The sequence below is a fragment of the Actinoplanes sp. OR16 genome (genome assembly GCF_004001265.1).
Classification (GTDB): Bacteria; Actinomycetota; Actinomycetes; order Mycobacteriales; family Micromonosporaceae; genus Actinoplanes.
This window is the reverse complement of sequence record NZ_AP019371.1, coordinates 1,550,157-1,576,451: the sequence shown is the minus strand read 5'-3', so window position 1 is coordinate 1,576,451 and position 26,295 is coordinate 1,550,157. Positions and strand designations below refer to the sequence as shown.

Sequence of the window (26,295 nt, the reverse complement as noted above, 5' to 3'; positions counted from 1 at the left end):
CTGATCACAGCGGGATGTTGCCGTGCTTCTTCGGCGGCAGGGTCTCGCGCTTGGTCTGGAGCATCCGTAGCGCCCGCGTCACCTGAGCCCGGGTCTGCGAGGGCTGGATGACCGCGTCCACGTAACCGCGTTCCGCCGCGATGTACGGGTTGGCGAGCGTGTCCTCGTACTCCTGAATGAGCTCGGTCCGGCGGGCGGCGGGGTCCTCGGCCGAGGCCAGCTCACCCCGGTAGAGGATGTTGACGGCGCCCTGCGCGCCCATCACCGCGATCTGCGCGGTCGGCCAGGCGAAGTTGACGTCGGCGCCGAGGTGCTTGGAGCCCATCACGTCGTAGGCGCCGCCGTACGCCTTCCGGGTGATCACGGTGACCTTGGGGACGGTGGCTTCGGCGTACGCGTAGATGAGCTTCGCACCGCGCCGGATGATGCCGTCCCACTCCTGACCGGTGCCGGGCAGGAAGCCGGGGACGTCGACGAACGTCAGCACCGGGATGTTGAACGCGTCACAGGTGCGGACGAACCGGGCGGCCTTCTCGGACGCGGCGATGTCGAGCGTGCCGGCCAGGCTCATCGGCTGGTTGGCGACGACACCGACCGGGCGGCCCTCGACACGGCCGAAGCCGACCACGATGTTCTGCGCGTAGAGCGGCTGGACCTCGAGGAACTCGTCGACGACGGTCTCGACGACCTTTTTGATGTCGTACGGCTGGTTCGGCGAGTCGGGGATGAGCGTGTCGAGGGCGATGTCGGCGTCCGCTGTCCCGAGATCGGCCTCAGCGGGGAACGCCAGCGGCTCGTCGAGATTGTTGGAGGGGAGAAAAGAGAGCAGATCTCGTACGTAATCAATCGCATCTTGCTCGTCGCTCGCCAGATAGTGAGCGTTGCCGGACCGGGAGTTGTGGGTCCGCGCCCCGCCCAGCTCCTCCATCCCGACCTCTTCACCGGTCACCGTCTTGATCACGTCGGGTCCGGTGATGAACATGTGCGACGTCTGGTCGACCATCACCGTGAAGTCGGTGATCGCGGGGGAGTAGACGGCGCCGCCCGCGCACGGCCCCATGATCAGCGAGATCTGCGGGATGACGCCGCTGGCCCGTACGTTGCGGAAGAAGATGTCGGCGTAGAGGCCGAGCGCCACCACGCCTTCCTGGATCCGCGCCCCGCCGGAGTCGTTGATCCCGATGATCGGGCAGCCGATCTTCATGGCCAGGTCGAGGACCTTGACGATCTTTTCGCCGAAGACCTCGCCGAGCGAGCCACCGAAGACCGTGAAGTCCTGCGAGAAGACGCAGACCTGCCGGCCGTCGATCGTCCCGTGGCCGGTCACCACGCCGTCCCCGTACGGCCGGTTCCGCTCCAGCCCGAACGCGGTCGAGCGGTGCCGGGCCAGTTCGTCGAGCTCGACGAACGAGTCCTTGTCGAGCAGCATCTCGATGCGCTCGCGGGCGGTCTTCTTGCCGCGGGCGTGCTGCTTCTCGATGGCCCGCTCGGATCCGGCGTGCACCGCCTCGTCGGTGCGCTGTGCGAGGTCGGCGAGTTTCCCGGCGGTCGTATGGATGTCCGGTTGCGATGTCACGGTTGTCTCCCGCTCCGATGCGACGATGCACTCGGGGGTGATCGTAACCAAGTCTGCGTTCAGGTGAGAGGGCGTCGTTACGGGAGCGTTTCATACCCAATGCCCCATTCGTTACTCTCCCCGTGACGAACTGGATGACAGCGGCCGGGCTCGCGCTCATCGCCGGTGGCCTCGCCACATTGATCAGCTTCTGGTCGGTGATCTTCGGTGGCGGCACGCGCCGGGCGGCTCGGAACAGTGCCGTCCCGGCCCCCCTCGCGGATCCGGCGCCCTTCCCGGATCTGCCGCCCCTCCCGGATCCGGCACCCTTCCCGGATCCCGCGAGAGCCCTGAGCCGTGACGCCTTCCCGGAGGCCGAGCCGCCCTATGCCGAGCCGGTTTTCGCCGAGGTTCCCGAGCCGCGCCTCACCTACGAGGACTACGAGATCGTCGAAGAGGACGAGCCGGACTCCGACGTGACCGATCCGGAATACGACGACGAGCCGGGTTACGACGATCCCTACGCCATGCAAGACCCTGCGGGGTACGCCGGAAGCACCGCCGCGAACCGCTCGGACTCGGACTACGGGGATCGCGTCGACGACTGGGTCCGGCCGCGCTACCAGGACCTGGACGACCGCCCGCCGGCCGGGGAGTATTGGACCCCGGTCCCCGACGACCTCTACACCGACCCGGAGCCGTCGGCCCGAGGCTACGGCTGGCCGGTACCGGTGGAGCGCCTCCCCCAGGTGCCCTCCTACGAGCCCGCGACCGGTTTTGATCTGACCGCGGTTGAGGCAGCCGAACCCACGGCCTTCGTCCAGCCCGCCCAGCTAGCCGCCTTCGCCGATCCTGCCCAGCCCGTGCCCCAGGTCCCGGAATTCATCGAGCCGGCAGTCGCCCAGCAGGCCTCCCTGATGCAACCGTCCTGGCCGTCAGCCGCGGACGACCACCCCGCACCGACATGGCCACCGATGGCAGACGAGCCCCCCGCTCCCGCCTGGCCGTCCGCTGCCGAGGAAGAGTCCGCTTCCCCTTGGCCGGCAGCGGCGGAGACCCAGCCCGCTTCCGCGTGGCCGGCAGCGGCGGAGACCCAGCCCGCGTCCGCTTGGCCGGCAGTGGCGGAGAACCAGCCCGCTTCCCCTTGGCCGTCCGCTGCCGAGGAACACCCCGTCCCCGCGTGGCCGTCCGCTGCCGATGACCGCCCGGCGCCCATCTGGCCGCTGGCTGCGGAGGACCGCCCGGCTCCCACCTGGCCGCTCGGGCAGGACGATCGCAGGCCGCGGCTGCCCCGTTCCTGGCGCGACCGTGACGACAAGCGCTCCTGGCACGACGAACGGCGCGCCTGGCGAGAAGACGAACGCCGCCACGAGAAGGCCGAAACCCGCGGCCGCCGCGAACGCCCCCGTCCCCGCCCTCGTCCCGCCGCCGCGCAGGCGCCCGGCTACGTGAGCCGCCACTCCGCCGGAGCCCACGACTGACCCGAGCCCGACACCCGCTCCCGCCACCCCGGCGCACCCGCTCCTGCCACCCCCGGCGCCCGCTCCTGCCGCCCCGGCGCACCCGCTCGACAGCCGGTCGGAACGCGAGCGACCAGCGCACACGGCGGATTTCCGGCTTGGGCGGTGGGCGCACGCGGTGGGCGCGTGGCGGTCCTCCGGCCTGGGCCGGCTGGCGCACGCGGTGGGCACGTGGCGGCCCTCCGGCCTGGGCCGGCTGGCGCACGCGGTGGGCACGTGGCGGCCCTCCGGCCTAGGCCGGCTGGCGCACGCGGTCGGGTCGGTGGCTGGGTGCGGCGGGAGCGGACGGCGGCGGCATAGGCTTCCGGGGTGACTTCTTCGTATGCCGATCTGGAACGGCCGCCGCTCTCCGCCCGGGCGCTGACCCGCGCCCTCGTGGTGCCGGGCGGGCTCTGGACCCGGGTCGACGTGCGGGAGGAGACCGGCTCGACGAATGCCGACGCGGGTGACGCGGGTCGGCGGGACGAGCCGGAAGGGCTTGTCGTGATCGCCGAGAGTCAGTCGCAGGGGCGGGGCCGCCGGGACCGGCAGTGGACGTCGCCGCCCCGGGCCGGGCTGACCTTGAGCGTTCTGCTGCGACCCGGGACTCCCGATCCCCAGCGGGGCTGGCCTGCCGCGCCGCCCGGGTCGTACGGATGGATGCCCCTACTCGCCGGTGTGGCGCTGCGCGAGGCGGTGACCCGGGTGGCGGGTGTCGAGGCCGCGCTGAAGTGGCCGAACGACCTGCTCGTCGGCGACCGCAAGTGCGCCGGGATCCTGGCCGAGGTGGCCGGCGACGCCATTGTGATCGGAATCGGACTGAACGTGAGCACCCGGGCGGAGGAGCTGCCGCCTACGAACGGCGTCGCGGCCACTTCGCTGCGGGTCGCGGGCGCCGAGAGCACCGACCGGGACCCGCTGCTGAGGGCGCTGCTGCGCGGATTCGCCCGCTGGTACGAGGGCTGGCGCGAGGCCGGCGGCGACGCCGAGATGTGCGGGCTGACCGCCGAGTACCGCCGGGCCTGCGCCACGATCGGCCGCCGGGTCCGGGTGCTGCTGCCGTCCGGCGGCGAGCTGACCGGCGAGGCGACCACGGTGGACGGCGACGGGCAGTTGGTGATCCGTACGGTGGACGGCGCCGAACATCGGGTCTCGGCGGGGGACGTGCTGCACGTACGCTGACCGCGTGGCGTTCCCGGAGGATGTGCTCGCGGACCAGGAGGAGGTCGTCCTCCACCTCGCTCCGCATTGGAGGGCCGCGGTCCTGCCGGTCGCGGTGCTGCTGCTCGCGCTGACCGGGGAGATCATGGCCTGGGTGCTGCTGCCCGGCACCGAGGGCGGCCGGATCGGCCTGTGGATCGTCACCGCGATCCTGCTGTGGTACGCGGGCCGCTACGCCGTGCGGCCGCTGGTGATCTGGCGGTTCACCCACTACGTCTTCACCAACGAGCGGATCCTGCTGCAGCACGGCGTGCTCGTGCGGGAGCGGCGTGACCTGCCGCTGAACCGGGTGAACGACCACGCGCTCGCCCAGTCGGTGCTGGATCGGCTGCTCGGCAGCGGCACGCTGACCGTCGATTCGATCGGCGACCAGAGCGCTGTTCTGGCGGGGCTGCCGCACGCCCAGCAGGTGCAGACGACCCTGTACGAGCTGATCGAGCACAGCCCGGCCGAGCCGGAGGACGAGGAACCCGAGCCGGAAGACGAGACAACGCCGGCGCCGCGTCGCGGCCTGTTCCGGCGTTGAATTCGAGCGGACGAGGGGTCAGCGGGCGTCGAGCTCGGCCTGCAGGTCGAGGCGGGCGACACTGCCGGGCTCGTCGGCGGCGCTGAGCTCGGCCAGCCCGGCCGTCGCGTCCAGCTCGGTGATCGCGGCCTCGTGGCCGTCGACCGGCGGCTTCAGGAAGACGAAGGTCCGGTACGCCCAGAAGCGGAACAGCGTGCCGAAGCCGATGCCGAGCACGGTGACCGCCATGAACGCGATCTCGTCGTGCTCCTCGGTGAGACCGAACCCGTACTTGCCGATCGCGATGGCGCCGGACTGGATCACCATGCCGATCAGGTTGAACCCGAAGAAGAGGGTGTACTCCCGGCGCAGAGCGGTCCGCGTGTGGTTCCGGTACGTCCAGTACCGGTTCGCGAAGTAGGCCAGGGTGCACGTGATGATCGTGGCGATGACGCTGGCCTTGACCGCGCCGATGTCGAGCAGCAGGTATGTGATCGCCATGTAGAGCAGCGTGTTGCCGGCGCCGATGATGCCGAACGCGATGGCTTCCGGTGCGAGCCGGCGGAGGCGTTCCGGCAACGTGCTGGCAGAGGACATCAGGCAACCTTACGAGTGCAGGGGTGAAGACACCGGCGGTCAGTGGGTGGACGGCGACGGCGACGTCGCGTCCCGGTCCGGTGGGGAGGCGGCGGTGACCGCACCGTCCGGAGCCGGGTCGCCGGTGACCCGGAAGACGAAACGACGGTAGGACCAGAAGCGGAAAAGGGTACCCAGGGCGGTGCCCACGAACTGGCCGGAGAGGGTGTCGGCGATCTGACTCTCGAAGACGGGCCAGATCCGGCCGAGACCGTAGTGGCTGATCGCGAGGCAGAGCAGGGCGATGCCCAGGCCGATCGCGTTCATCACGAAGAAGAGCGTGTACTGCCGGGCCATGTGCGTGTGCTGGCCGTCGCGCCAGGTCCAGTACCGGTTGCCGAAGAACGCGACGGTGGTCGCGACCACGGTGGAGATGGTCTTCGCGAGCAGCGGCTCCACGCCGGCGCCCCGGACCACGCTGAAGATGGCCAGGTCGATGGAGAAAGCGATGATGCCGACCGTGCCGAACTTACCCAGCTCGCGGACGAGTGCCTGTAAGCGTGTACGCAGGCGAGACGGCTGCTCTGGGTTCGGGGGCACGTCGTCGAGGGTACCTGGGGTGGTCCCGTCGGCGCTGTCCGCGAGGGCCAGTCTTCACCCGTCGCCACCGACTCTTAACCATGGCTCCCGGCATGGTGACGCTGCCGTAACGGTGTGTGCCGGATGGCGTCGATCTCGCGGATCTCGGCGAGCCGCCGCCGGCAGTCGCCGCACCAGGACAGGTGGGCCCGCATCCGGTGGGCGTCGCGGGCGGCCAGCCGGCCACGCACCTGACCGCCCAGCCGCTCACCGGCCCACCGGCACTCAGGATGGTCGGCAACGGTCACGTGCTGCTGGAGGTAGAGACTGCGCAGCCCCTCCCGGGCCCGGTGGGCGAGCACTGCCACGGCGTTCGGGGTGAGCCCCATCAGCGGTGCCAGTTCGGCCGGGGTGCTGCCCTCCACCTCGGTCTGCCAGAGCACGTCACGCCAGCGTGGCGGCAGCTGGCGGAACGCGGCCGCGGCGTACGCCCGCTCCAGCCGGTCCAGCGCCGGGTCGGTGTACGGCTCCTCGGCGTCGTACCGGGTCAGGTCGTCGGTGAACTCGATCCGCCGGTCGACCCGGGCCCGGTGGTAGCAGACGTGCCGCATCGTGGTGTGCAGGTAGGCGCGGAACGCCACCAGCGGCCCGCGCCCGGCTCGCAGCGTGGCGAACACCTTGGCGAAGGTCTCGGCGACCAGGTCGTCGACGTCGGCGGGGTCGTGCACGAGGCCGAAGGCGAACTTTCGCACGGCCGCGTGGTGCCGCTCGTAGAGCGTGCCGAAGGCTGCGGTGTCGCCGGCCCGCACGGCGCTCAGCAGGTCGGTGTCGGAGTCCGCGTCGTTGGCCGGGGTGGTCATTCCGCCTCCTGTGGCCGGAACCGCGAGGAAAGCACCATTAGGTGAAAGTCTAAGGCGTTAAGTCCTTTTTGTGAAAGTTGTCAGGGGTGACGGTGTGCCATGGCGGGCGTCGCGGACCCGGTTGCGCGCTCGTGCGCCAAGTGGCGAAGAATCGATCGTTTACGCGCATCGCAACCATAGATTGTGCGGTTGTCCACAAGTTCTGCCGATGAACTCCATGCACTGTCGGGCTTACGCTGATGTGACTCCCATGACAGAGCCGGCCTCCCCGGCCGATTCGTCATTGGTCAGTGCCGACCGAAGGAGCTTCATCTTGTCTCTGCCCCCTACCTCGCATCCCCGTCTCCTGGCGTGGGTGGACGAGGTCGCCGCCCTGACCAACCCCGACCGGATCGTCTGGTGCGACGGTTCGGACGCCGAATGGGCCCGGATGACCGACGAGCTCGTCGAGTCCGGGGCGCTGGTCCGCCTCAACCCGGAGAAGAAGCCGAACTCGTTCTGGGCGCGGACCGACCCGTCCGATGTGGCGCGGGTCGAGGAACGCACCTTCATCTGCTCGGTGGATGAGGCCGACGCCGGCCCGACGAACAACTGGATGGCCCCGGCCGAGATGAAGCAGCTCATGACGGAGCTGTACCGCGGATCGATGCGCGGTCGCACCATGTACGTGGTGCCGTTCTGCATGGGCCCGATCGACGCCGAGAACCCGATGTTCGGTGTCGAGCTCACCGACAGCCCGTACGTCGTGGCCAGCATGCGCATCATGACCCGGATGGGGGCCGAGGTCCTGAGCGCGATGGGTGACGAGGCGGATTACGTGCCCTGTCTGCACTCGATCGGCGCGCCACTTTCAAAAAATGAAAAAGACGTCGCCTGGCCGTGCAGCGAGACCAAGTACATCTCGCACTTCCCGGAGACCCGGGAGATCTGGTCGTTCGGATCCGGGTACGGGGGCAACTCCCTGCTCGGCAAGAAGTGCTACGCGCTGCGGATCGCCAGCGTGGCCGCCCGCGACGAGGGCTGGCTCGCCGAGCACATGCTGATCATGAAGCTGACCTCGCCGGAGGGCCAGGTCCGGTACATCGCCGGTGCGTTCCCGTCGGCCTGCGGCAAGACCAACCTGGCCATGCTCGAGCCGACGCTGCCGGGCTGGAAGGTCGAGACGGTCGGCGACGACATCGCCTGGATGCGCTTCGGCGAGGACGGCCGGCTCTGGGCGACGAACCCCGAGTTCGGGCTCTTCGGCGTCGCGCCCGGCACCGACTTCCACACCAACCCGAACGCGATGCGCACCCTCGCCAAGGGCAACTCGGTCTTCACCAACGTGGCCCTCACCGACGACGGCGACATCTGGTGGGAGGGCATGGGCGAGCCGCCCGCGCACCTCGTGGACTGGAAGGGCAAGGACTGGACGCCGGATTCGGAGTCCGTCTCCAGCCACCCGAACAGCCGGTTCTGCACCCCGATCGAGCAGTGCCCGATCCTCGCCGACGAGTACCACGACCCGCGCGGCGTGCCGATCGACGCGATCCTCTTCGGCGGCCGCCGCAAGACGACGATCCCGCTGGTCAGCGAGGCCCGTGACTGGGTGCACGGCGTCTACCTCGGCGCCACGCTGTCGAGCGAGACCACCGCGGCCGCGGTCGGCCAGGTCGGCGTGGTGCGGCGGGACCCGATGGCGATGCTGCCGTTCATCGGCTACCACGCCGGCGACTACTTCCAGCACTGGATCGACATGGCGAAGGGCGCGTCCGGCGACGCCGACAAGCTGCCCAAGGTCTTCTACGTGAACTGGTTCCGCCGGGACGCGGACGGCGGTTTCCTCTGGCCGGGCTTCGGCGAGAACAGCCGGGTCCTCAAGTGGGTCGTCGAGCGCCTCGACGGCAAGGCCGACGCCGTGGAGACCCCGATCGGCCACGTGCCGACGCCGGAGTCGCTCGACCTGACCGGCCTGGACATCGACCCGGCCGCCCTGGAGGCGGTGCTGAAGGTGGACACCGCCGAGTGGCTGGCCGAGCTCCCGCAGGTCACCGAGTGGTTCACCAAGTTCGGTGACAAGCTGCCGGCCGTGCTCTGGTCGGAACTGGACGCCCTACGCGCCCGCCTCGCCGACGCCGGCAAGTAGGGCTCCGACCACGCCGCACCCGCTTCCACCTCCTCGGAAGCGGGTGCGGCGTCTCACGGACGACGTTCATAGGATGACGGTCGCCGGACGCACGGGTGACCATTGGTACCCATGGACGTCTATGACGTGGCCGTGATCGGCGCCGGTCCGGCCGGTGCGGCGGCCGCGCTGGCCGCGCTGCGGTCCGGGGCGAGCGTGCTGCTGCTCGACCGGGCCGGGTTCCCCCGGGACAAGCCGTGCGGCGACGGGATCGCGGCCGAGGCGACCGGCGTGCTCACCGATCTGGGCGTCCCGGACCCGGTTGCCGGATTCCCGCAGGTCACCCGGTTGCGGCTGGTGGCGCCGGGTGGGGGAGCGGTGACGCGGCCGCTGCCGCGTCCGGCGCACACCGTGCCCCGGCGGATCTTCGATGAGCGCCTGGTGCGTGCGGCGGTGGCGGCCGGTGCCTCCTTGCGCCTGCACACCGCCCGGAGGGTACGGGAGGACGACCTCGTCACGATCGACGGGAAGTACCGGGCCCGGGTGGTGATCGGTGCGGACGGCGCCTCCTCGGTCGTACGCCGGCACCTGGGCCACGGCGCGAACCCGCCGGGGCATCTGGCGATCGCGATCCGTGGCTACGCGCCCACGGCCAACCGCGGTGAGCAGGTCATCGTCACGACCCGGCAGCGCTGGCCGGCGTACGCGTGGGAGTTCCCGCTCGGTGACGGCACCGCCAACGTCGGCTACGGGGAGGTGCTGCGCGGCGGGCCGCTGTCCCGCCCGTACCTCCTCGGAAGGCTCGCCGCCCTGCTGCCCGGCGCCGAACCGGTGAGCCTGCGCGGGCACCACCTGCCGTTGTCCACCCACCGCCCGGAACCGGGCCGCGGCCGCCTGCTGCTCGCCGGCGACGCGCTGTCTCTGATCAATCCGCTGACCGGGGAGGGGATCTTCTACGCGGTGCTCTCCGGAGCACTGGCCGGTGCGGAGGCGGCGCGCGGGCCGGACGACGTGGCCGGGCGCTATCGGCGGGCGCTGCGGGCGCGTCTCGGCCGGCACCTGCGGCACTCCGGGGCCGCGGCCCGGCTGACCGGCTGGCCGGCGGTGGCGGACGCCGCGGTGGCCGCCGCCCGGCAGGACGAGGAGACGTTCGCCCGGATGGTGGACCTCGGCCTCGCGGACGGGCTGCTCGACGCTCGCACGATCGGGCGCATCACATGGCGGATGGTGCAGTGGCGGGCCGCCCCCGCTTGAGCCTCGCGCGGGGGTGGCTACGCTTTGCGGTGATGAGTCTGCGTTCTCTGGTCTATTCCTTTTATGAGCGGCGGCTGGCCGGCAAGATCGCCGGTAAGCCCGTGCCGCGGCATGTCGGCGTCATGTGCGACGGCAACCGTCGATGGGCCCGCGAGATGGGTTTCGTCGACCCCAACGACGGCCACCGTGTCGGCGCCACCCGGGTCAAGGAGCTGCTGACCTGGTGTGATCAGGCCGGCATCGAGCACGTCACGCTCTACCTGCTGGCCACCGACAACCTGCAGCGCCCGGCCGCCGAGCTCGACCCGCTGGTGCGGATCATCGAGGATCTCGCGACCGAGCTGGCCGAGGACGGCAACCCGTGGCGGCTGCGGATGGTCGGCGCGCTCGACATCCTGCCCGCGGCGACGGCGGCCACCCTCAAGGCGGCGCAGGAGAGGACCCAGGACCGCCGCGACGGCGTCGAGGTCAACATGGCGGTCGGCTACGGCGGCCGCCGGGAGATCACCGACGCGGTCCGCTCGCTGCTCTACGAGCACGCCGCGACCGGCGGCACGATCGAGGAGCTCGCCGAGATCCTCGACGTCGAGCACATCGCCGAGCACCTCTACACACGCGGCCAGCCCGACCCCGATCTGGTCATCCGGACCAGCGGCGAGCAGCGGCTCTCCGGCTTCCTGCTCTGGCAGTCGGCGCACTCGGAGTTCTACTTCCACGACGCGAACTGGCCGGACTTCCGCCGCATCGACTTCCTGCGGGCGCTGCGGTCCTACGGCAACCGGCAGCGCCGTTACGGCGCCTAGCCCAGCCTGTTCAGAATCGGCCTGTCCAGAATCGGCCTGTCCAGAACTGGCCTGTTCAGAATCGCTGCTTGAGGCCCTCGGCCAGGAACCCGGCCACCGCTTCCGGGGAGTCGAGGGTCAGGTCGGCGGCGCTGGACACCTCGGCGCCGGTCTCCGGGTTGGCCACCGCCACCGCCATGCCGAAGAACGCCGGGTCGACGGCCTCGCGGGCGCGCAGCGCGTCGAACGCCTTGATGTCGGACATGTCGTCGCCGAAGTACCACGCGCAGCCGGCGTTCCGGACGCCCTCAGTGATGACCATGCCCTTGTCCTGGTCGACCGGGGGCTTGAGCTCGACGACCATGCGCCCGCCCTGGATCCGCAGCCCGAGCCGCTCGGCCTGCTCGTGACCCCAGCGCTCCACCGTGCCGGCCAGGCCGGGGGCGGTGCGGTAGTGCAGGGCCACCGACAGCCGCTTGTACTCCACCAGGATCTCGGCGGGCAGCTCGGCGCGGGCCTGCTCGGCGAGCCGGTCCATGGCCGGCACGAACTCCAGCGCGGCCGGCTCGGTCACCACCTGGCCGTCGTGCCACACCTCCAGGCCGTACAGCCCGTAGAGGTCGACGCCGTCCAGGCTGTCGAAGCGCGACCGCAGGAAGCTCACCGGCCGGGCCGAGACGATCGCCACCCGCTGCACCACGGACGCCAGCCGCTCCAGCACACCGAGCACGGCGGGCACCGGCTGGGAGGCGTCGGGGTCGTCGGTGACGGGCGAGAGGACACCGTCGAAGTCGAAGAAGAAGGTGGTCGAGGAGGCCCTCGCGGCGGTGAAGGCCCAGGCCTCGTCGGTGCTCAGCGGATGGGTCGGACGAGAGGTCTCTGCCACGGCCTCAGACTACCCGCGGATGGTCGTCTTTTATGCGCGGTGAATTCGCGTGGGGTGAGCGTCACCCCTGGGATCAAGATTTTGTGCTCTACCGCAGGACGCGGTTGACGGCTAGCGTTTGAGTCATGGCACGGGGTCATCCCGAGCCAGCCGGTCGGCCCGGACCTGCGACGAGTGCGCCACGGGGCCCGCAATCCATCCCCGTGACTTCAGTCCGGCGGCCGGAGGTGGCGGACCGCGGGCGGACCGGGTTGCACGCCCGCTGGAGCAGGCCTGTGACATCTCGCCGTACCGATGCCGGGGTCGCAGTTCCCCCGGCCGACAAGGTCTCCAGCCGTTCGACGACCGGGCGTCGTAAAACCCGGGATCGTCACGCCGACGCCGAACCCGCCCCTGCCGGCCGGGTCTTCGTCCTGGACACCTCGGTCCTGCTGTCCGACCCGGCGGCCTTCCGCCGGTTCACCGACCACGAGGTGGTCGTCCCGCTCGTGGTCATCTCCGAACTGGAGGGCAAACGTCACCACCCCGAGCTCGGCTGGTTCGCCCGGCAGTCGCTGCGCATGCTCGACGAGCTGCGCATCAAGCACGGCCGCCTGGACCAGCCGGTGCTCTGCAACGACGAGGGCGGCACGCTGCGTGTCGAGCTCAACCACGCCGACCAGAGCGTGCTGCCGCAGGGCTTCCGCAACGACTCGAACGACACCCGCATCCTGTCGGTGGCGCTCGGGCTGGCCGCGGAAGGCCGGGACGTCACCCTGGTCAGCAAGGACATGCCGCTGCGGGTCAAGGCGGCCTCGGTCGGCATCACGGCCGACGAATACCGGCACGGGCAGGCCAGCGACCCGACCTGGACCGGCATGGCCGACCTGGAGCTCAGCGAGGAGCAGGTGGTCGCGCTCTATTCCGGTGACGAGCTGGAGGTCGAGCAGGCCGAGGGGCTGCCCTGCCACACCGGCCTGGTGATCCACTCCAGCCGTGGCTCGGCGCTGGCCCGGGTCAACCCGGACAAGACGGTGAAGCTGGTCCGCGGCGACCGGGACGCGTTCGGGCTGCGGGGCCGCTCGGCCGAGCAGCGGATCGCGCTGGACCTGCTGCTGGACGAGTCGGTCGGGATCGTGTCGCTCGGCGGCCGGGCCGGCACCGGCAAGTCCGCGCTGGCGCTCTGCGCCGGCCTGGAGGCGACGATGGAGCGCAATCGCCACAAGAAGGTGGTCGTGTTCCGCCCGCTCTACGCGGTCGGCGGTCAGGAGCTCGGCTACCTGCCCGGCAGCGAGGCGGAGAAGATGTCGCCCTGGGCCCAGGCGGTCTTCGACACGCTCGGCGCCGTCGTCCACGCGAACGTCGTGGAGGAGGTGATGGCCCGCGGCATGCTCGAGGTCCTGCCGCTGACCCACATCCGCGGCCGGAGCCTGCACGACGCGTTCGTGATCGTGGACGAGGCCCAGTCGCTGGAACGCAACGTGCTGCTCACCGTGCTCTCCCGGATCGGCCAGAACTCGCGGGTGGTGCTCACCCACGACGTGGCCCAGCGGGACAACCTGCGGGTCGGCCGGCACGACGGCGTCACCGCGGTGATCGAAGCGCTGAAGGGGCATCCGATCTTCGCCCATGTCACCCTGACCCGTTCGGAGCGATCCCCCATCGCCGAGGTGGTCACCGACCTTCTGGAGGAAATCCCCCTGTGAGATGACGCCGGCGCGGGACTTTGTGCCGAAATGAAGTAGAAAATCATGTGACTAAAGTCACAAGACCGCGTTGGCATTTCACATCCACTTCACCTTGCGCCATGGTGGCTGGCGGGCATCTGCCGGCCACCATGGGCCGGGGGTGCTTGTTCTTGCCCCCGACGAAGGGATTCTTCGTGAAGCGGCTCTGGAGCCGGCTCGGAGTTCGTGCGGCGTCCGTCGGTCTTCTGCTCACCGGTCTCGCCGGCGGCGTCTACCTCGGACAGAACCAGGAGATCCAGCAGGCCAGCGCCGAATCTCAGCTCGTCATGCAGGCGAACGCGGACGAGATTCAGCTGCTCAAGTCACGTCAGGCGGAGCACGCCGCGGCCCGGGCCTTCCGCAGTCAGGCGGAGGACGACGCGGCGGCGAAGGCGGCCACCGAGGCCAAGTCCGCCGCGAGCAAGGCGCGCACGCTGGAGAAGAAGGCGATCGCCGCGGAGGTGGCCGAGAAGAAGGCCGCCGAGGCGAAGAAGGCCGCGGAGTCCGGTGGCCCGGTGGCCTACACCGGCGACATCCCGGAGTCCTGCAACGAGTACAGCGGCAGCCGCAAGATCGGCTGTGCCCTGATGCTCGACGCCGGTTTCGGTCTGGCCCAGTTCCCGTGCCTGGACAAGCTGTGGAAGAAGGAGAGTGGCTGGAACTACAAGGCCACGAACCGCAGCTCCGGGGCGTACGGGATCCCGCAGTCCCTGCCCGGCAGCAAGATGGCGTCGGCGGGCTCGGACTGGAAGACCAACCCGGCCACCCAGATCAAGTGGGGCCTCGGCTACATCGAAGGCCGTTACAACAGCCCGTGCGGCGCGTGGAGCCACTCGCAGAACGTCGGCTGGTACTGATCCGTTGCGACAGGGCTGCGCGGTGCATCCGCGCAGCCCTGTTTTGCTGTGATCCAATGTCCATATGGTCCGAAAAGTCGCGTGGCTCGCGCTCCTCGCGCTGGTTTTTCTGGCAGCGCCGGCCCGTGCCGAACCGGGTATCCCCGAGGTCATCGGCGGCAAGGTCGCCACGGCCGGCAAGTTCCCCTGGGCGGTGCGGCTCTCGATGGGCTGCGGCGGCGCCCTGACCGCGCCCCGGGTGGTCCTCACGGCCGGGCACTGCGTCGGGGAGACCGGCCCCAACCGCAAGATCACTGTCACGGCGGGTGCGCCCGACCTGAAGTCCAAGCGGGCCGTCACCGTGAAGTCGGTGGAGGTGTTCCGCTCGCCCGCGTTCGTGACCGAGACCAGCGGCGACGACTGGGCGGTGGTGCGGCTCGAGCGCGCCCTCGATCTGCCCACCCTGGACCTGGTCCGTGACGGCAGCGGTGACGAAGGCACGTTCACGGTGATGGGCTGGGGGCAGACCCGGGAGACCGCCGTGCAGCAGGAGCGGCGGCTGCACTACGCGGACGTGCCCACCATTCCGGACGACAAGTGCGCGAAGTCGTACCACAAGGCCGGGGTGGATCTGGTCCGGGACTCGTCGATCTGCGCCGGCCGGCACGGGGTGGACACCTGCCAGGGCGACTCCGGCGGGCCGATGGTGCGGCGCGAACGGGACGGCAGGTACGTCCAGGTCGGCATCGTGAGCTGGGGACTCGGTTGCGCCCGCGACGGCTATTTCGGCGTTTATACACAGATTTCGAAATTCCGCGACGAGATCCAGGCAGCCACCCGCGCCCTTTCCTGATGGTCGAGTGGCCGCCGGTGCGCCCGGCTGCCACCATCGGAGCCATGGGGTACGGCGGGTGGGCACAGCAGGCACGCGAGGACGAGGCGGCGAGGTTCGGCACCGAGGCGTTCTACGCGGCGCTGGGCCGGGCCTTCGTGACGATGTGCGCCATCGTCCCGGCTCTCTTCCTGATCGAGGCGATCGACGTCGCTCTCGGCCCCGGCACGCTCGACGTGGCCGGCGGCATCATCCCCCGGCACGTGGGCGGGCTGGACGGGGTGCTGTTCAGCCCGTTCCTGCACGCCGACTGGGAGCACCTCTACGGCAACGCGGTCCCGCTCATCCTGCTCGGCACGTTCGTGCTGGCCGGCGGGGTGCGCCGGTTCATCTGGTCGACCGTGCTGATCATGGCGGTGTCCGGGCTGGGCGTCTGGTTCATCGGTGACCCGCGCAGCGTCGTGGTCGGCGCGAGCGGTGTCATCTTCGGCTACCTCGGCCTGCTGCTGACCCGCGGCCTGGTCGAGCGCAGCTGGTGGAACTTCGGGGTCGCCGTCTTCATCGGCCTGCTGTACTGGTACCAGCTCTACGGCATCCTGCCGACCGACGCCCGGGTGTCCTGGCAGGGACACCTGCTCGGGCTGGTCGGCGGCGCGCTGGCGGCGGTGCTGTTCCGCCGCCGGCGCTGACCGCGTCCGATCAGATCGTGGGTCCGATCAGATCGTGGGCAGGTGCCCGTCGAAGTCGACGGCTGAATAGAGCGCCAGCTTCTCCAGCCGGTGGTACGAGTCGATCACCCGGATCGTGCCGCTCTTCGATCGCATCACGATCGACTGGGTGTGTGCGCCACCGGACCGGTAGCGCACGCCCTTGAGCAGGTCGCCCGAGGTCACGCCGGTCGCCACGAAGAAGCAGTTGTCGCCGGTGACCAGGTCGTCGGTGGTGAGCACCCGGTCCAGGTCGTGCCCGGCGCCGATCGCCTTCTCCCGCTCGGCGTCGTCGTGCGGCCACAGCTTCGCCTGGATCATGCCGCCGAGGCACTTGAGCGCGCAGGCCGCAGTGATCCCCTCCGGGGTGCCGCCGATGCCCATCAGCACGTCGACGTCGGACTCCTCGCGGGCCGCCGAGATGGCGCCGGCGATGTCACCGTCCGAGATGAACTTGATGTTCGCGCCGGCCTGCCGGACCTCCTCGACCAGCTTGCTGTGCCGCGGCCGGTCCAGGATGCACACCGTCACGTCGGAGACGCTCGACTTCTTCGCCTTCGCGATGCGCCGCAGGTTCTCGGTGGCGCCGGCGTTGATGTCGATCACGTCGGCGCAGTCCGGGCCGACCGCGATCTTCTCCATGTAGAACACCGCGCTCGGGTCGAACATCGCGCCGCGCTCGGCGACCGCGAGCACCGCGACCGCGCCCGGCATGCCCTTGCTCATCAGCGTGGTGCCGTCCACCGGGTCGACGGCGACGTCCACCTCCGGGCCGGTGCCGTCACCGACCTGCTCGCCGTTGAAGAGCATCGGCGCTTCGTCCTTCTCACCCTCACCGATCACCACGACGCCGCGCATCTGGATCGAGTTGATGAGTTTGCGCATGGCGTCGACGGCGGCGCCGTCACCGCCGTTCTTGTCACCACGGCCGACCCAGCGCCCGGCGGCCATGGCGGCCGCCTCGGTCACTCGGACGAGGTCGAGGGCGATGTTGCGGTCGAGGTCCTGGGGGACTCGGGCTGGCACGGCGGCCTCCTCGCGACGTTGCGGGGCTGTCAGTGCCTCGATCCTGGCATCCGAGGACGTGTTGAGTCTCGGTTCAGCGACATGGTTAACAATGGGTTGGTGGAACCCGCGACGTCTGCCCCTGCACCCGCTCCCGCGCGGCTCGCCCCGAAAGAGGGCCGCCGGCCGCGCGACATGATCTATTCGCTGTTGGTGCTGCTCGTGCCGATCGCGCTGGTGATGGTCTTCTGGAAGGTCGTGCTCGACGGCGACAAGCCGCTCACCAGGGACCCGTCCAGCGCCATCCAGTCGGCGTCGCGGGAGTTCACCGTCGCGCAGCCGGCCGGCCTGAGCGACGACTGGTACGTCCAGTCGGCGAACTTCCAGAAGACGGACACCGGGGCGACGCTGCGCATCGGTTACGTCGACCCGGACGCCGACCCGATCCTGCTCGTGCAGAGCACGGTGCCGGCCGAGACCCTGGTCCCGGCCGAGGTCGGCGACGAGGGCAAGCGGACCGGCACCTTCCGCGCCGGGAACCGCACCTGGATGACCTACACCGGGCGGCCGGGCGAGACGGCGTTCATCGTGACCGAGCAGAACCGCACGATCGTGCTGGTCGGCGAGACCAAGCAGAAGAACATGGAGACCCTGGCGGCAGCGCTCTCCTAATCCCCCGGCCGGGCGGCCCGGGCCGCCTCGATGCGCCCCCGGGCGCCGTCGAGCCAGCGCTGGCAGACGTCGGCCAGCTTCTCGCCGCGCTCCCACAGGGCGAGCGACTCCTCCAGGGTGCCGCCGCCCTGCTCCAGCCGCTCCACCACTGATGCCAGCTCGGTGCGGGCCTGCTCGTAGCTGAGGTTCTCGTCGGTCACTTGCTGTCCTCTCCCACCACTGCTGCTCGAATCTCACCCTCGGCGAGCCGGATCCGGAGGCGGTCGCCGGCCGCCACCTCACCGGCGGCGCGCACCACGTCGCCGTCGGCGCGTTGCACGATCGCATAGCCACGCTGCAGCGTCGCGGCCGGCGACAGCGCGCGCAGCCGGGCCACGGTGTGCCGCAGGTCGTCGTCGGCGCGGCGCACCCGGTGCTCCAGGTTGCGGCCGGCCCGGTCGCGCAGCGCCACCACCTCGGCGGCGCGCTGGTCGATCAGCGACTCCGGGCGGGCCAGGACCGGGCGGGACCGCCACGACTCGATCCGGTGCCGCTCCCGCTCGATCGTCGAGATCACCGCGCGGTCCAGCCGGTTGCGGGCCATCTCGATGAGCCGCATCTCGTCGGCGAGGTCGGGCACGATCCGTTTCGCCGCGTCGGTCGGGGTGGAGGCGCGCAGGTCGGCGACGTAGTCGAGCAGCGGTGCGTCGGTCTCGTGCCCGATCGCGCTGACCACCGGGGTGCGGGCGCCGAACACCGCCCGGCACAGCGCCTCGTCGGAGAAGGGCAGCAGGTCCTCCACGCTGCCGCCGCCCCGGGCGATCACGATGACGTCGACGGTGTCGTCGTTGTCGAGCACCTTGAGAGCGTCGATCATCTGCGGCACCGCGGTCGGGCCCTGCACCGCCACGTTGATGACCCGGAAGTCGACGGCCGGCCAGCGGCGGCGGGTGTTCATCAGCACGTCGCGCTCGGCCGCGCTGGCCCGCCCGGTGATCAGCCCGATCCGGCCGGGCAGGAACGGCAGCCGCCGCTTGCGCTCCCGGGCGAACAGCCCCTCCGCGGCCAGCAGTTTCTTCAGCCGCTCCAGCCGGGCCAGCAGCTCGCCGAGCCCCACCTGGCGGATCTCGTCGGCGCGCAGGCTCAGCGTGCCGCGGGCCGGGTAGAACTCGGGTTTCGCATGAAGGGTGACCCGGGCGCCCTCGGCCAGGCCCGGCGCGCCGGCGTCGAGCACGTCGCGGTGCGCGGTCACGGTGAGGCTGAGGTCGGCCGACGGGTCGCGCAGGGTCAGGAAGACCACCCCGGAACCGGGCCGCCGGCTGATCTGGGCCACCTGGCCGTCCACCCAGACCCAGCCCAGTTTCGCGATCCAGGCCCCCACCTTCTGGCTGACCACACGGACGGGCCACGGCTCCTCGGCCGAACTCTTCGGCTCGGGGCTCTTCGCTTCGGGCTGACTCACCCGGCCAGATTACGGAAGCCCACCGACATTCTCGCCGGTGCGATCCGGCACGGCGTCCATGGCGCGCGTCTCCGCGTGCCGGGCCGTGTAGTCGCCGATGTCGACCGGGGTGCGCCGCTCCGGCAGCACCCGCTCGATCAGCGCCAGCACGGTGAGCAGCACCAGGCCCAGACAGCCCCAGAAGATCAGGTCGGCGATCAGGTACTCCGGGTCGACGTGCACGCCGTCGCCGGTACCGAGGAACGGGAACGGGTAGCCGCGCCGCTCCGGATGCTCCGCGAGGCAGCACCGGGAGGTCACCGGGACCGCGGTCGCCGCCATCCCGGCGAGGGCGAGCAGGCCGGACAGGAGATAGCCGGTCCGGCTCGGCTGGATCCGGTGCTTGATCAGCAGCAGGATCCCGCCGGCCAGCAGCGTCGCGTGGAAGATCAGGTAGGCGCTGGTCAGCCCGCCGTCGATCTCGACGGCGAGGTTCAGCCCGCCGATGCCGGTCAGGAACCAGCCGGCCATCACCCTGATCACGGCCGGGACCTGGGGCCACGCCGCCCACGGGTCCTCGCCCCGATGCGCGCCGCCCATGATCCTATTATCTGGTTTTATCGGGAACTTTCGGTGCTAAACGGCGCAGGAGCAGGATCAACCCCACGATCAAGACCAGGCTTGTGTACGAGTGAAGCACCACGTCGACGGCCAACCGCAGAGGTTCGGCCGACCAGCCGGAGGCCTCGGCGATCCGTCGCGCCTCGTCGAAGTCGTCCCCCAGCCCGCCCCGGGACAGCCACTCGAACGGCCAGCCGCGGTACTCGATCCAGGCGAACATCCCGCCCGTGCTGACCCGATGTACGGCCAGACCGGCGACGGCCCCGGCCAGACCGGCCGCCACCGCCACCGGAGCGACCCACGGGGACCGGATCCGCAGCCGATCCCAGAACAGGACCATCAGGCCACCGAGGACCGGAGTCACGCCGACCGCTGCGTCCTGCGGGCTGCCGCTGATCAGGTTGACCACCAGCCAGAACCCTCCGCAGAGCAGGCCGGTCGCCCCGATCACCGCGCGGATCATCGTCATGGCCGGGCAGTCTGCCCGACCGATGCCACTGCGAGCTGTGGCACTGGTCGCAGATCGACAGGTACGGGAGGGTCCCACGTACGATGGCCGGGTGACTGATGTTCGTAAGCGGGTGCTGCTTGCCAAGCCGCGCGGTTACTGCGCCGGCGTCGACCGTGCCGTGCAGACCGTCGAGGAGGCGCTGAAGCTCTACGGCGCCCCGGTTTACGTTCGCAAACAGATCGTGCACAACAAGCACGTGGTCAGCACCCTGGAAGCCCGCGGTGCGATCTTCGTGGAGGAGAACTACGAGGTCCCCGAGGGCTCGACCGTGGTCTTCTCCGCCCACGGCGTGGCGCCCGAGGTCCACGACCAGGCCCGCGAGCGCAACCTCAAGGCGATCGACGCGACCTGCCCGCTGGTGACGAAGGTGCACCACGAGGCGAAACGGTTCGCCGCCGAGGACTACGACATCCTGCTGATCGGCCACGAGGGCCACGAGGAGGTCATCGGCACCGCCGGTGAGGCTCCCGCCCACATCCAGCTCGTGGACGGCCCCGACGACGTGGCGAACGTCGTGGTCCGCGACCCGTCCAAGGTCGTCTGGCTGTCGCAGACCACCCTCTCGGTCGACGAGACCATGGAGACGGTGGCCCGGCTCAAGACCCGGCTGCCGCTGCTGCAGTCGCCGCCCAGCGACGACATCTGCTACGCCACCTCCAACCGGCAGCACGTGATCAAGGAGATCGCCCCGGACTGCGACGTGGTGATCGTCGTCGGTTCGCGGAACTCGTCGAACTCGGTGCGCCTCGTCGAGGTCGCCCTCGGCGCCGGCGCCCGCGCCGGCCACCTGGTCGACTACGCCTCCGAGATCCAGGACGAGTGGCTCGCCGGCGCCGCGACGGTCGGTGTCTCCTCCGGCGCCAGCGTCCCCGACGAGCTGGTCATGGAGGTGCTCGCGCACCTCGCCGAGCGCGGCTTCGGCGAGGTCACGGAGTACACGACGGCCGAGGAACGGCTGACCTTCTCACTGCCGCAGGAGCTGCGGCGCGACATGAAGGCCGCGGCCGCCGCTAGGGCTGCTGGCTGAGCTCGGGCGCCTGCGGCTGGCGGGGCATCACCTCGACCTGGGGGACCTCGACCAGGTCGTCGTCGGCCACACCCATCTCGGCCAGCTTGCGGGCGCTGACCAGCACCCGTGACTCCAGGGAGCCGACCGCCTTGTTGTACGCGGTCACCGCCCCGCCCAGCGACGTGCCCAGCTTCGCCACGTGGTCGCCCATGGTGGCCAGCCGGGCGTAGAGGTCCCGGGCCAGGCTGTGCACCGCCACCGCGTTGTGCGTCAGCGCCTCCTGCCGCCACGAGTACGCGACGGTCCGCAGCAGCGCCACCAGCGTCGCCGGGGTGGCCAGCACGACGTTGCGGCGGAACGCCTGCTCCATCAGCATCGGGTCGCGCTGCAGGGCCGCGTCCAGGAACGGGTCGGCCGGCACGAACAGCACCACGAAGTCGGTGGCCTCGTCGAACGCCGTCCAGTACTTCTTCGCGGCCAGCTGGTCCACGTGCGCCTTCAGGTGGCGGGCGTGCATGTCTAGGTGGGCGTCGCGGGTGCGCTCGTCGCGGGCCTCCATCGCCGACAGGTACGCCTCCAGCGGAGCCTTCGCGTCGACCACCACGGCCCGGCCGCCGTGCAGCCGCACCACCAGGTCGGGCCGGACCCCCTGGTCGTCGGTGGACGACGTCACCTGCTCGGCGAAGTCGCAGTGCTCCAGCAGGCCGGCCGCCTCGATGATGCGCCGCAGCTGGTGCTCCCCCCAGCGGCCACGGACCTGCGGCGCCCGCAGCGCCGACACCAGCTGCCGGGTCTCGGTGCGCAGCTCGCCCGAGACCGCGCCCATGGCCCGCACCTGCTCACGCAGCTCCGCGTACGCGTCGACCCGGTCGTGTTCCAGCGCGGCAACCCGCTCCTCGTACCGCCGCAACAGGTCCTGCAGCGGCGCGGTGGCCCGGGCCACCGCCTCCTGGGACTGCGCGGTCGCCTCGTAGGTCAGCGTGCGCAGCGACTGCTCGAGACGTTGCTCACCGTCCCGGGCCGCGTCCAGTGTGGCTTCCAGGCGGGCGATGTCGGTGGCGGCGCGGGCCCGGGCGACCAGCCAGCCCAGGGCGGCGCCGGCGGCGAGACAGACAAGGATCACGGCGAGCGTCGAGAACGTCACCACCGCAGATTGCCAGACTCCTGGGACATGAACCGCGGAGGTACCGTGGGAAACATGAAGGGCGTGTTACTCATCCTGGTGATCCTCACGCTGGCGGCCGTGGTCATCGTCGTGGCGCAGCGCAGCGGACAGGCCCGCAAACAGACCCAGCTCGAAGACGCTCGCGCCGAGGCGCAGAGGTGGTACGAACGACTCGGTGGCCAGGTGATGAACCTCGTCTCCGAGGACCCGGCAGCCCGGCAGGCGCTCTCCGACGCGAGCGAGCGCTACAACGCGGCAGGCGGCCAGCTCCAGCAGGCGAACTCGGTCCGGCAGTACGAGCTGGCCCGGGAGTCGGCGCTGGAGGGCCTGACCTACGTGCGGGCCGCCCGGACCGCGATGGGCATCGACCCCGGCCCGGAGCTGCCGCAGCTGGCCGGCGCGCGCGGCACCGGGAAGATCACCCAGGAGCGCGAGGTCACCGTGCAGGGGCACGCCTACCGCGCCGGCCCGCAGCCCGGCGCGGCCACGCCCTACTACTACCCGGGTGGTCACGTGCAGGGCCGCCCGGTGCCCGCCGGGTGGTACTCGACCCCGGTCTGGAAGACGGCTCTCGGCGCCGGCGCCGGTGTCCTCGGCGGCATGCTGATCTTCGACGCGCTGCTGTCACCCGGCTTCGGCGACATGGGCTTCGACGGCGGCGACTGGGGTGGCGGCGACGTCGCCGGCGGTGACTTCGGTGGCGGCGACCAGGCGGCCGGCGGCTTCGACGGCGGCGGCGGTGACTGGGGTGGCGGCGACTGGGGCGGCGGCGACTTCGGTGGCGGCGACTTCGGCGGGGACTTCTGATCCGCGTCAGTGCCGGCGTACCGGCTGGTTCTTCTTCAGCAGCATCCAGTGTTCCATCTCCCGGCGCAGTGCCCGCGGGCTCGGCCAGAGCTGACTCAGGTCGGCGGTGAAGGCGGGCCCGCGCGGCGTGTCGACGAGCGCCGGCCCCTCGTCGTGGGCGTCCTGCACCGGATGGACGGTGTCGAGATCTCCGGGTACGACGTGCATGACGGTGCGCAGGCCGTCCCGCTTGATGACGACCGCTGCCACGTCCTTCCACTCCAGCAGGATCGGGTCGCTGTCCTGTGCCGCGAGCTCGATGCCCGCTGCGGACACCCGTACCCAGGTCGGCAGCGACGCCCGCGCGGAGATCGTGTAAAGGCCCGCCGCTCCCGCCGCGACGGCCGCCGCCTGCAGGGCGGTGACCCACCACGGATCGCCCGAGCCGCGGGCGAAGCGCGCCACCAGCGGGGACGCCACCAGGTAGGCGGCCATCAGCGCGGCGAACACCATGAGGAACATCCGGGCCGGTGAGGAGCGGAACAGCACCGCGTCCCGGGCCGGGGCCTCGACCTGCTCCGGGGCGAACGACATGCCCCTATGGTGAACCAGATCGAGGCCCGGTCACGGGCTTTTGCCGTTTAGAAGGCGCAGGCTATGACCAGTTCCGTGGTGCGGTCGCGGAGCAGGTCCAGCTTCGTGATCCGGCCCGCCGCCCGGAAATCGCCCTCGATCAGCTGCAGCCGGTCGAGCAGGTCGGCGGGGCCGAGCGCCTCGGCGAGCGGCACCTCCGTCTTCATCGACAGCTTCCGGTCCGACTTGGCCCGGCGGACCTGCCGCAGCGCCTCACCGGCCAGATCGAGTAGCGACGGGTCGCTGTCCGGCGCCACTCGGGTCAGCTCGTACGTCGTCGGCCACGTCGCCGTGTGCACCGACCCGTAGCGCCACCACGACCAGACCTCCTCGGTGACGTACGGCAGGAACGGCGCGAACAGCCGCAGCAGCACCGACAGCCCGGCCGACAGCGCCGCGCGGGCCGAGTCGGCACCCGGGCCCTCGCCGTACGCCCGGTCCTTGACCAGCTCGATGTAGTCGTCGCAGAACGTCCAGAAGAACGACTCGATGACCTGCAGCGCGTCGGTGTGCTGGAACTCGTCGAACGCCGCCGTCGCCTCGGTGATGACCGTGGCGAGCCGGCCGAGCATCGCCCGGTCCAGCGGTTCGGTGACCGGCTGCCGCAGCGCCTCCGCCGCGCCCAGTCCGAGCGCGAACCTGGACGCGTTCAGCAGCTTCGTCGCCAGTCGCCGGCCCACCTTCAGCTGCGCCGGGACGAACGCCAGATCCGCGCCGGGCCGGCCGCTCGCCGCCCAGTACCGCACGGCGTCCGACCCGTACTGCTCCAGCAACGCGACGGGCGTCTCGACGTCGTTGCCCTTCGACTTCGAGATCTTCTTGTGGTCCGGGTCGAGGATCCAGCCGGACAGGACCGCCCGCTTCCACGGGAGCGTGCCGCCGATCTGATGCGCGCGCAGGACCGTGGAGAACAGCCAGGTCCGGATGATCTCCTGCCCCTGCGGCCGCAGATCCATCGGGTAGGTCCGCCGGTGCAGGTCCTCGTCGGTGCTCCACCCGGTGACGATCTGCGGCGTCAGCGACGACGTCGCCCAGGTGTCCATGACGTCCGGATCCGCGGTGAAGCCACCCGGGACGTCCCGCTGCGACTCGTCGAACCCAGGCGGGCACTCCGACGACGGGTCGACCGGCAGCGCGGCGTCGTCCGGCGTCAGCAACTGCCCGTAGTCGGGTTCGCCGTTCGCGCCGACCCGGTACCAGACCGGGATCGGGACGCCGAAGAACCGCTGCCTGCTGATCAGCCAGTCCCCGGTCAGCCCGGCGACCCAGTGGTCGTAGCGGTGCCGCATGCTCTCCGGGACCCAGCGCAGCTCCTGGCCACGCCGCAGCAGGACATCACGCAGCTCCGGGTCACGCCCGCCGTTACGGATGAACCACTGGCGGCTCGTGACGATCTCGAGCGGGCTGTCGCCCTTCTCGTAGAACTTGACCGGATGCGTGACCGGCCGCGGCTCCCCGATCAGCTCGCCCGACTCCTGCAGCAGCCGGACGATCTCCCGGCGGGCGCCCGCGACGGTCAGCCCGGCCATCGGCTGGTACTGCTCGGCCGGAACGCCGTCCGGAGCATCCGGCAGGAATCGCCCGTCCCGGCCCAGGACGACCCGGGTGTCCAGCTTCAGGTCGCGCCACCAGGTGACGTCGGCCAGGTCGCCGAACGTGCAGACCATCGCGATGCCGGTGCCTTTGTCGACCGCCGCCAGCGGATGCTCGAAGACCGGGACCTCCACGCCGAAGACCGGCGTACGAACCGAGGTGAGACCGGCGAATCGCGCATCACCGGGGTGGTGGACCAGCGCGACACACGCGGGCAGCAGCTCCGGCCGGGTCGTGTCGACCTCGACAGCGGTGCCGTCGGCCTTGGTGAAGCGCAGTTTGTGGTATGCACCCTGCCTCTCCCGGTCCTCCAGCTCGGCCTGCGCGACGGCGGTCCGGAAGCCGACGTCCCAGAGGGTCGGCGCCTCCGCGGTATAGGCCTGCCCCGCCCGTAGATTGGCGAGGAAGACCCGCTGGGCGATCTGCCGCGACGTGTCGCCGATCGTCGAGTACGTCAGTCCCCAGTCGACGCTCAGACCCAGCCGCCGCCACAACGACTCGAAGACCTTCTCGTCCTCGAGCGTCAGCCGCTGGCACAACTCGACGAAGTTGCGCCGCGAGATGTTCTCCTGCTCGGCCCCCGGCTGCCAGTCCGGGTCATAGGGCAGCGACGGGTCACACCGGACACCGAAGACGTTCTGAACACGCCGCTCGGTCGGCAGCCCGTTGTCGTCCCAGCCCATCGGATAGAAGACGGCCTTGCCGCGCATCCGCTGGAACCGCGCGACCATGTCCGTGTGCGTGTACGAGTAGACGTGCCCGATGTGCAGCGACCCGGATACGGTCGGCGGGGGTGTGTCGATCGAGAACACGTCCGAACGCTCCTTGGAACGGTCGAACGCGTACGTACCCTCCCCCTGCCAGCGCGACGCCCACTTCTCCTCGAGGCCGTCCAGCGACGGGCGCTCGGGGAGACCGTGACGTCCGGTTCCCGTATCAGTCATGCCGCCAAGACTAGGGTCACCACCGGAATCCGGC

26 protein-coding genes are annotated in these 26,295 nt (G+C 70.6%); 13 read left to right on the top strand and 13 right to left on the bottom strand.

From position 1 onward, the window contains the following. Positions 1-4: 4 nt before the first annotated feature. Positions 5-1,576 carry an acyl-CoA carboxylase subunit beta gene (locus EP757_RS07220; RefSeq protein WP_127543420.1) on the bottom strand — a complete coding sequence of 524 codons (1,572 nt, stop codon included), beginning with the start codon at positions 1,574-1,576 and terminating at the stop codon, positions 5-7. A 122-nt stretch (positions 1,577-1,698) separates the two neighbouring features. Between EP757_RS07220 and EP757_RS07215 the strand changes: the two genes are divergently transcribed. The 3 genes from EP757_RS07215 to EP757_RS07205 all read left to right on the top strand — a co-directional run bounded on the left by EP757_RS07215 (position 1,699) and on the right by EP757_RS07205 (position 4,801). Continuing rightward, entirely contained in the window at positions 1,699-3,036 is a 1,338-nt protein-coding gene (locus tag EP757_RS07215) for a hypothetical protein (protein ID WP_127543419.1), read from the top strand. A gap of 348 nt (positions 3,037-3,384) precedes the next feature. Continuing rightward, on the top strand, positions 3,385-4,236 hold the full coding sequence (locus tag EP757_RS07210) for a biotin--[acetyl-CoA-carboxylase] ligase (protein ID WP_127543418.1): 852 nt from the start codon (positions 3,385-3,387) through the stop codon (positions 4,234-4,236). A gap of 4 nt (positions 4,237-4,240) precedes the next feature. Continuing rightward, positions 4,241-4,801, top strand: a complete 561-nt coding sequence (locus EP757_RS07205; RefSeq protein ID WP_127543417.1) for a PH domain-containing protein — start codon at positions 4,241-4,243, stop codon at positions 4,799-4,801. An 18-nt stretch (positions 4,802-4,819) separates the two neighbouring features. On the opposite strand, the gene EP757_RS07200 is transcribed toward EP757_RS07205, so the two are convergent. The 3 genes from EP757_RS07200 to EP757_RS07190 form a co-directional block, all read right to left on the bottom strand. Next, a complete protein-coding gene (locus EP757_RS07200; RefSeq protein ID WP_127543416.1) occupies positions 4,820-5,377 on the bottom strand; it encodes a GtrA family protein in 558 nt (185 codons plus the stop codon). A gap of 39 nt (positions 5,378-5,416) precedes the next feature. Further along, positions 5,417-5,956 carry a GtrA family protein gene (locus EP757_RS07195; RefSeq protein WP_127543415.1) on the bottom strand — a complete coding sequence of 180 codons (540 nt, stop codon included), beginning with the start codon at positions 5,954-5,956 and terminating at the stop codon, positions 5,417-5,419. Between the two features lie 74 nt (positions 5,957-6,030). Further along, positions 6,031-6,795, bottom strand: coding sequence for a sigma-70 family RNA polymerase sigma factor (locus EP757_RS07190; RefSeq protein ID WP_127543414.1), 765 nt, complete (start codon positions 6,793-6,795; stop codon positions 6,031-6,033). Positions 6,796-7,045: 250 nt separating this feature from the next. Between EP757_RS07190 and EP757_RS07185 the strand changes: the two genes are divergently transcribed. The 3 genes from EP757_RS07185 (at position 7,046) to EP757_RS07175 (ending at position 10,956) form a co-directional block, all read left to right on the top strand. After that, entirely contained in the window at positions 7,046-8,920 is a 1,875-nt protein-coding gene (locus EP757_RS07185) for a phosphoenolpyruvate carboxykinase (GTP) (RefSeq protein WP_232050402.1), read from the top strand. A gap of 111 nt (positions 8,921-9,031) precedes the next feature. Beyond that, positions 9,032-10,153, top strand: a complete 1,122-nt coding sequence (locus EP757_RS07180) for an NAD(P)/FAD-dependent oxidoreductase (RefSeq protein ID WP_127543412.1) — start codon at positions 9,032-9,034, stop codon at positions 10,151-10,153. A gap of 32 nt (positions 10,154-10,185) precedes the next feature. Next, the gene (locus EP757_RS07175; RefSeq protein WP_127543411.1) at positions 10,186-10,956 is read left to right on the top strand and encodes an isoprenyl transferase; all 771 of its coding nucleotides are present in this window, start codon (positions 10,186-10,188) and stop codon (positions 10,954-10,956) included. 55 nt (positions 10,957-11,011) lie between these two features. Here the strand turns inward: EP757_RS07175 and otsB are convergent, their stop codons facing one another. Next, a complete protein-coding gene (otsB, locus tag EP757_RS07170; RefSeq protein WP_127543410.1) occupies positions 11,012-11,821 on the bottom strand; it encodes a trehalose-phosphatase in 810 nt (269 codons plus the stop codon). A 275-nt stretch (positions 11,822-12,096) separates the two neighbouring features. On the opposite strand from otsB, the gene EP757_RS07165 reads away from it, so the two are divergent. The 4 genes from EP757_RS07165 to EP757_RS07150 all read left to right on the top strand — a co-directional run bounded on the left by EP757_RS07165 (position 12,097) and on the right by EP757_RS07150 (position 15,884). Next, the gene (locus tag EP757_RS07165) at positions 12,097-13,506 is read left to right on the top strand and encodes a PhoH family protein (protein ID WP_127543409.1); all 1,410 of its coding nucleotides are present in this window, start codon (positions 12,097-12,099) and stop codon (positions 13,504-13,506) included. Between the two features lie 176 nt (positions 13,507-13,682). Beyond that, a complete protein-coding gene (locus EP757_RS07160; protein WP_174262353.1) occupies positions 13,683-14,384 on the top strand; it encodes a lytic transglycosylase domain-containing protein in 702 nt (233 codons plus the stop codon). Between the two features lie 64 nt (positions 14,385-14,448). Next, positions 14,449-15,216 carry a trypsin-like serine protease gene (locus tag EP757_RS07155; protein WP_127543407.1) on the top strand — a complete coding sequence of 256 codons (768 nt, stop codon included), beginning with the start codon at positions 14,449-14,451 and terminating at the stop codon, positions 15,214-15,216. A gap of 44 nt (positions 15,217-15,260) precedes the next feature. Then, complete coding sequence (locus tag EP757_RS07150) at positions 15,261-15,884, top strand: rhomboid family intramembrane serine protease (RefSeq protein WP_127543406.1); 624 nt, start codon at positions 15,261-15,263, stop codon at positions 15,882-15,884. A 27-nt stretch (positions 15,885-15,911) separates the two neighbouring features. On the opposite strand, the gene glpX is transcribed toward EP757_RS07150, so the two are convergent. Next, positions 15,912-16,928 (bottom strand): class II fructose-bisphosphatase, encoded by a 1,017-nt coding sequence (glpX, locus tag EP757_RS07145; RefSeq protein WP_127543405.1) that lies wholly within the window; start codon positions 16,926-16,928, stop codon positions 15,912-15,914. A gap of 99 nt (positions 16,929-17,027) precedes the next feature. On the opposite strand from glpX, the gene EP757_RS07140 reads away from it, so the two are divergent. Then, a complete protein-coding gene (locus EP757_RS07140) occupies positions 17,028-17,579 on the top strand; it encodes a DUF4245 domain-containing protein (protein ID WP_232050401.1) in 552 nt (183 codons plus the stop codon). Here the strand turns inward: EP757_RS07140 and EP757_RS07135 are convergent. Genes EP757_RS07135 through EP757_RS07120 form a run of 4 tightly spaced genes read right to left on the bottom strand, consistent with a single transcriptional unit; the run spans position 17,576 to position 20,089 of the window. After that, positions 17,576-17,779, bottom strand: a complete 204-nt coding sequence (locus EP757_RS07135; protein WP_127543403.1) for an exodeoxyribonuclease VII small subunit — start codon at positions 17,777-17,779, stop codon at positions 17,576-17,578. The genes EP757_RS07140 and EP757_RS07135 overlap by 4 nt on opposite strands. Then, the gene (gene xseA, locus EP757_RS07130) at positions 17,776-19,020 is read right to left on the bottom strand and encodes an exodeoxyribonuclease VII large subunit (protein WP_127543402.1); all 1,245 of its coding nucleotides are present in this window, start codon (positions 19,018-19,020) and stop codon (positions 17,776-17,778) included. The genes EP757_RS07135 and xseA overlap by 4 nt, the downstream gene beginning before the upstream one ends. 9 nt (positions 19,021-19,029) lie before the next feature. Continuing rightward, a complete protein-coding gene (locus tag EP757_RS07125) occupies positions 19,030-19,599 on the bottom strand; it encodes a hypothetical protein (RefSeq protein WP_127543401.1) in 570 nt (189 codons plus the stop codon). A gap of 7 nt (positions 19,600-19,606) precedes the next feature. Then, on the bottom strand, positions 19,607-20,089 hold the full coding sequence (locus tag EP757_RS07120) for a hypothetical protein (protein WP_127543400.1): 483 nt from the start codon (positions 20,087-20,089) through the stop codon (positions 19,607-19,609). Positions 20,090-20,111: 22 nt separating this feature from the next. Between EP757_RS07120 and EP757_RS07115 the strand changes: the two genes are divergently transcribed. Beyond that, on the top strand, positions 20,112-21,158 hold the full coding sequence (locus EP757_RS07115; protein WP_127543399.1) for a 4-hydroxy-3-methylbut-2-enyl diphosphate reductase: 1,047 nt from the start codon (positions 20,112-20,114) through the stop codon (positions 21,156-21,158). On the opposite strand, the gene EP757_RS07110 is transcribed toward EP757_RS07115, so the two are convergent. Further along, complete coding sequence (locus EP757_RS07110) at positions 21,142-22,284, bottom strand: DNA recombination protein RmuC (protein WP_127543398.1); 1,143 nt, start codon at positions 22,282-22,284, stop codon at positions 21,142-21,144. The genes EP757_RS07115 and EP757_RS07110 overlap by 17 nt on opposite strands. A 54-nt stretch (positions 22,285-22,338) precedes the next feature. On the opposite strand from EP757_RS07110, the gene EP757_RS07105 reads away from it, so the two are divergent. Beyond that, the gene (locus EP757_RS07105; protein WP_127543397.1) at positions 22,339-23,112 is read left to right on the top strand and encodes a hypothetical protein; all 774 of its coding nucleotides are present in this window, start codon (positions 22,339-22,341) and stop codon (positions 23,110-23,112) included. Positions 23,113-23,118: 6 nt separating this feature from the next. Here the strand turns inward: EP757_RS07105 and EP757_RS07100 are convergent, their stop codons facing one another. Together EP757_RS07100 and valS are read right to left on the bottom strand one after the other, a co-directional pair. After that, positions 23,119-23,685, bottom strand: a complete 567-nt coding sequence (locus tag EP757_RS07100; protein WP_127543396.1) for a hypothetical protein — start codon at positions 23,683-23,685, stop codon at positions 23,119-23,121. Between the two features lie 47 nt (positions 23,686-23,732). After that, the gene (gene valS, locus EP757_RS07095) at positions 23,733-26,261 is read right to left on the bottom strand and encodes a valine--tRNA ligase (RefSeq protein WP_127543395.1); all 2,529 of its coding nucleotides are present in this window, start codon (positions 26,259-26,261) and stop codon (positions 23,733-23,735) included. Between the last annotated feature and the right edge of the window lie 34 nt (positions 26,262-26,295).

Excerpts from the sequence above, each read along its gene's own strand:
- EP757_RS07105 (WP_127543397.1), top strand. The coding sequence starts at position 22,339 with ATGAAGGGCGTGTTACTCATCCTGGTGATCCTCACGCTGGCGGCCGTG.
- valS (WP_127543395.1), bottom strand. The coding sequence starts at position 26,261 with ATGACTGATACGGGAACCGGACGTCACGGTCTCCCCGAGCGCCCGTCG.
- EP757_RS07190 (WP_127543414.1), bottom strand. The coding sequence starts at position 6,795 with ATGACCACCCCGGCCAACGACGCGGACTCCGACACCGACCTGCTGAGC.
- EP757_RS07200 (WP_127543416.1), bottom strand. The coding sequence starts at position 5,377 with ATGTCCTCTGCCAGCACGTTGCCGGAACGCCTCCGCCGGCTCGCACCG.
- EP757_RS07120 (WP_127543400.1), bottom strand. The coding sequence starts at position 20,089 with ATGACGATGATCCGCGCGGTGATCGGGGCGACCGGCCTGCTCTGCGGA.
- EP757_RS07125 (WP_127543401.1), bottom strand. The coding sequence starts at position 19,599 with ATGGGCGGCGCGCATCGGGGCGAGGACCCGTGGGCGGCGTGGCCCCAG.
- EP757_RS07115 (WP_127543399.1), top strand. The coding sequence starts at position 20,112 with ATGCCACTGCGAGCTGTGGCACTGGTCGCAGATCGACAGGTACGGGAG.
- EP757_RS07155 (WP_127543407.1), top strand. The coding sequence starts at position 14,449 with ATGGTCCGAAAAGTCGCGTGGCTCGCGCTCCTCGCGCTGGTTTTTCTG.
- EP757_RS07150 (WP_127543406.1), top strand. The coding sequence starts at position 15,261 with ATGGGGTACGGCGGGTGGGCACAGCAGGCACGCGAGGACGAGGCGGCG.
- EP757_RS07175 (WP_127543411.1), top strand. The coding sequence starts at position 10,186 with ATGAGTCTGCGTTCTCTGGTCTATTCCTTTTATGAGCGGCGGCTGGCC.
- EP757_RS07180 (WP_127543412.1), top strand. The coding sequence starts at position 9,032 with ATGGACGTCTATGACGTGGCCGTGATCGGCGCCGGTCCGGCCGGTGCG.
- EP757_RS07185 (WP_232050402.1), top strand. The coding sequence starts at position 7,046 with ATGACAGAGCCGGCCTCCCCGGCCGATTCGTCATTGGTCAGTGCCGAC.
- EP757_RS07100 (WP_127543396.1), bottom strand. The coding sequence starts at position 23,685 with ATGTCGTTCGCCCCGGAGCAGGTCGAGGCCCCGGCCCGGGACGCGGTG.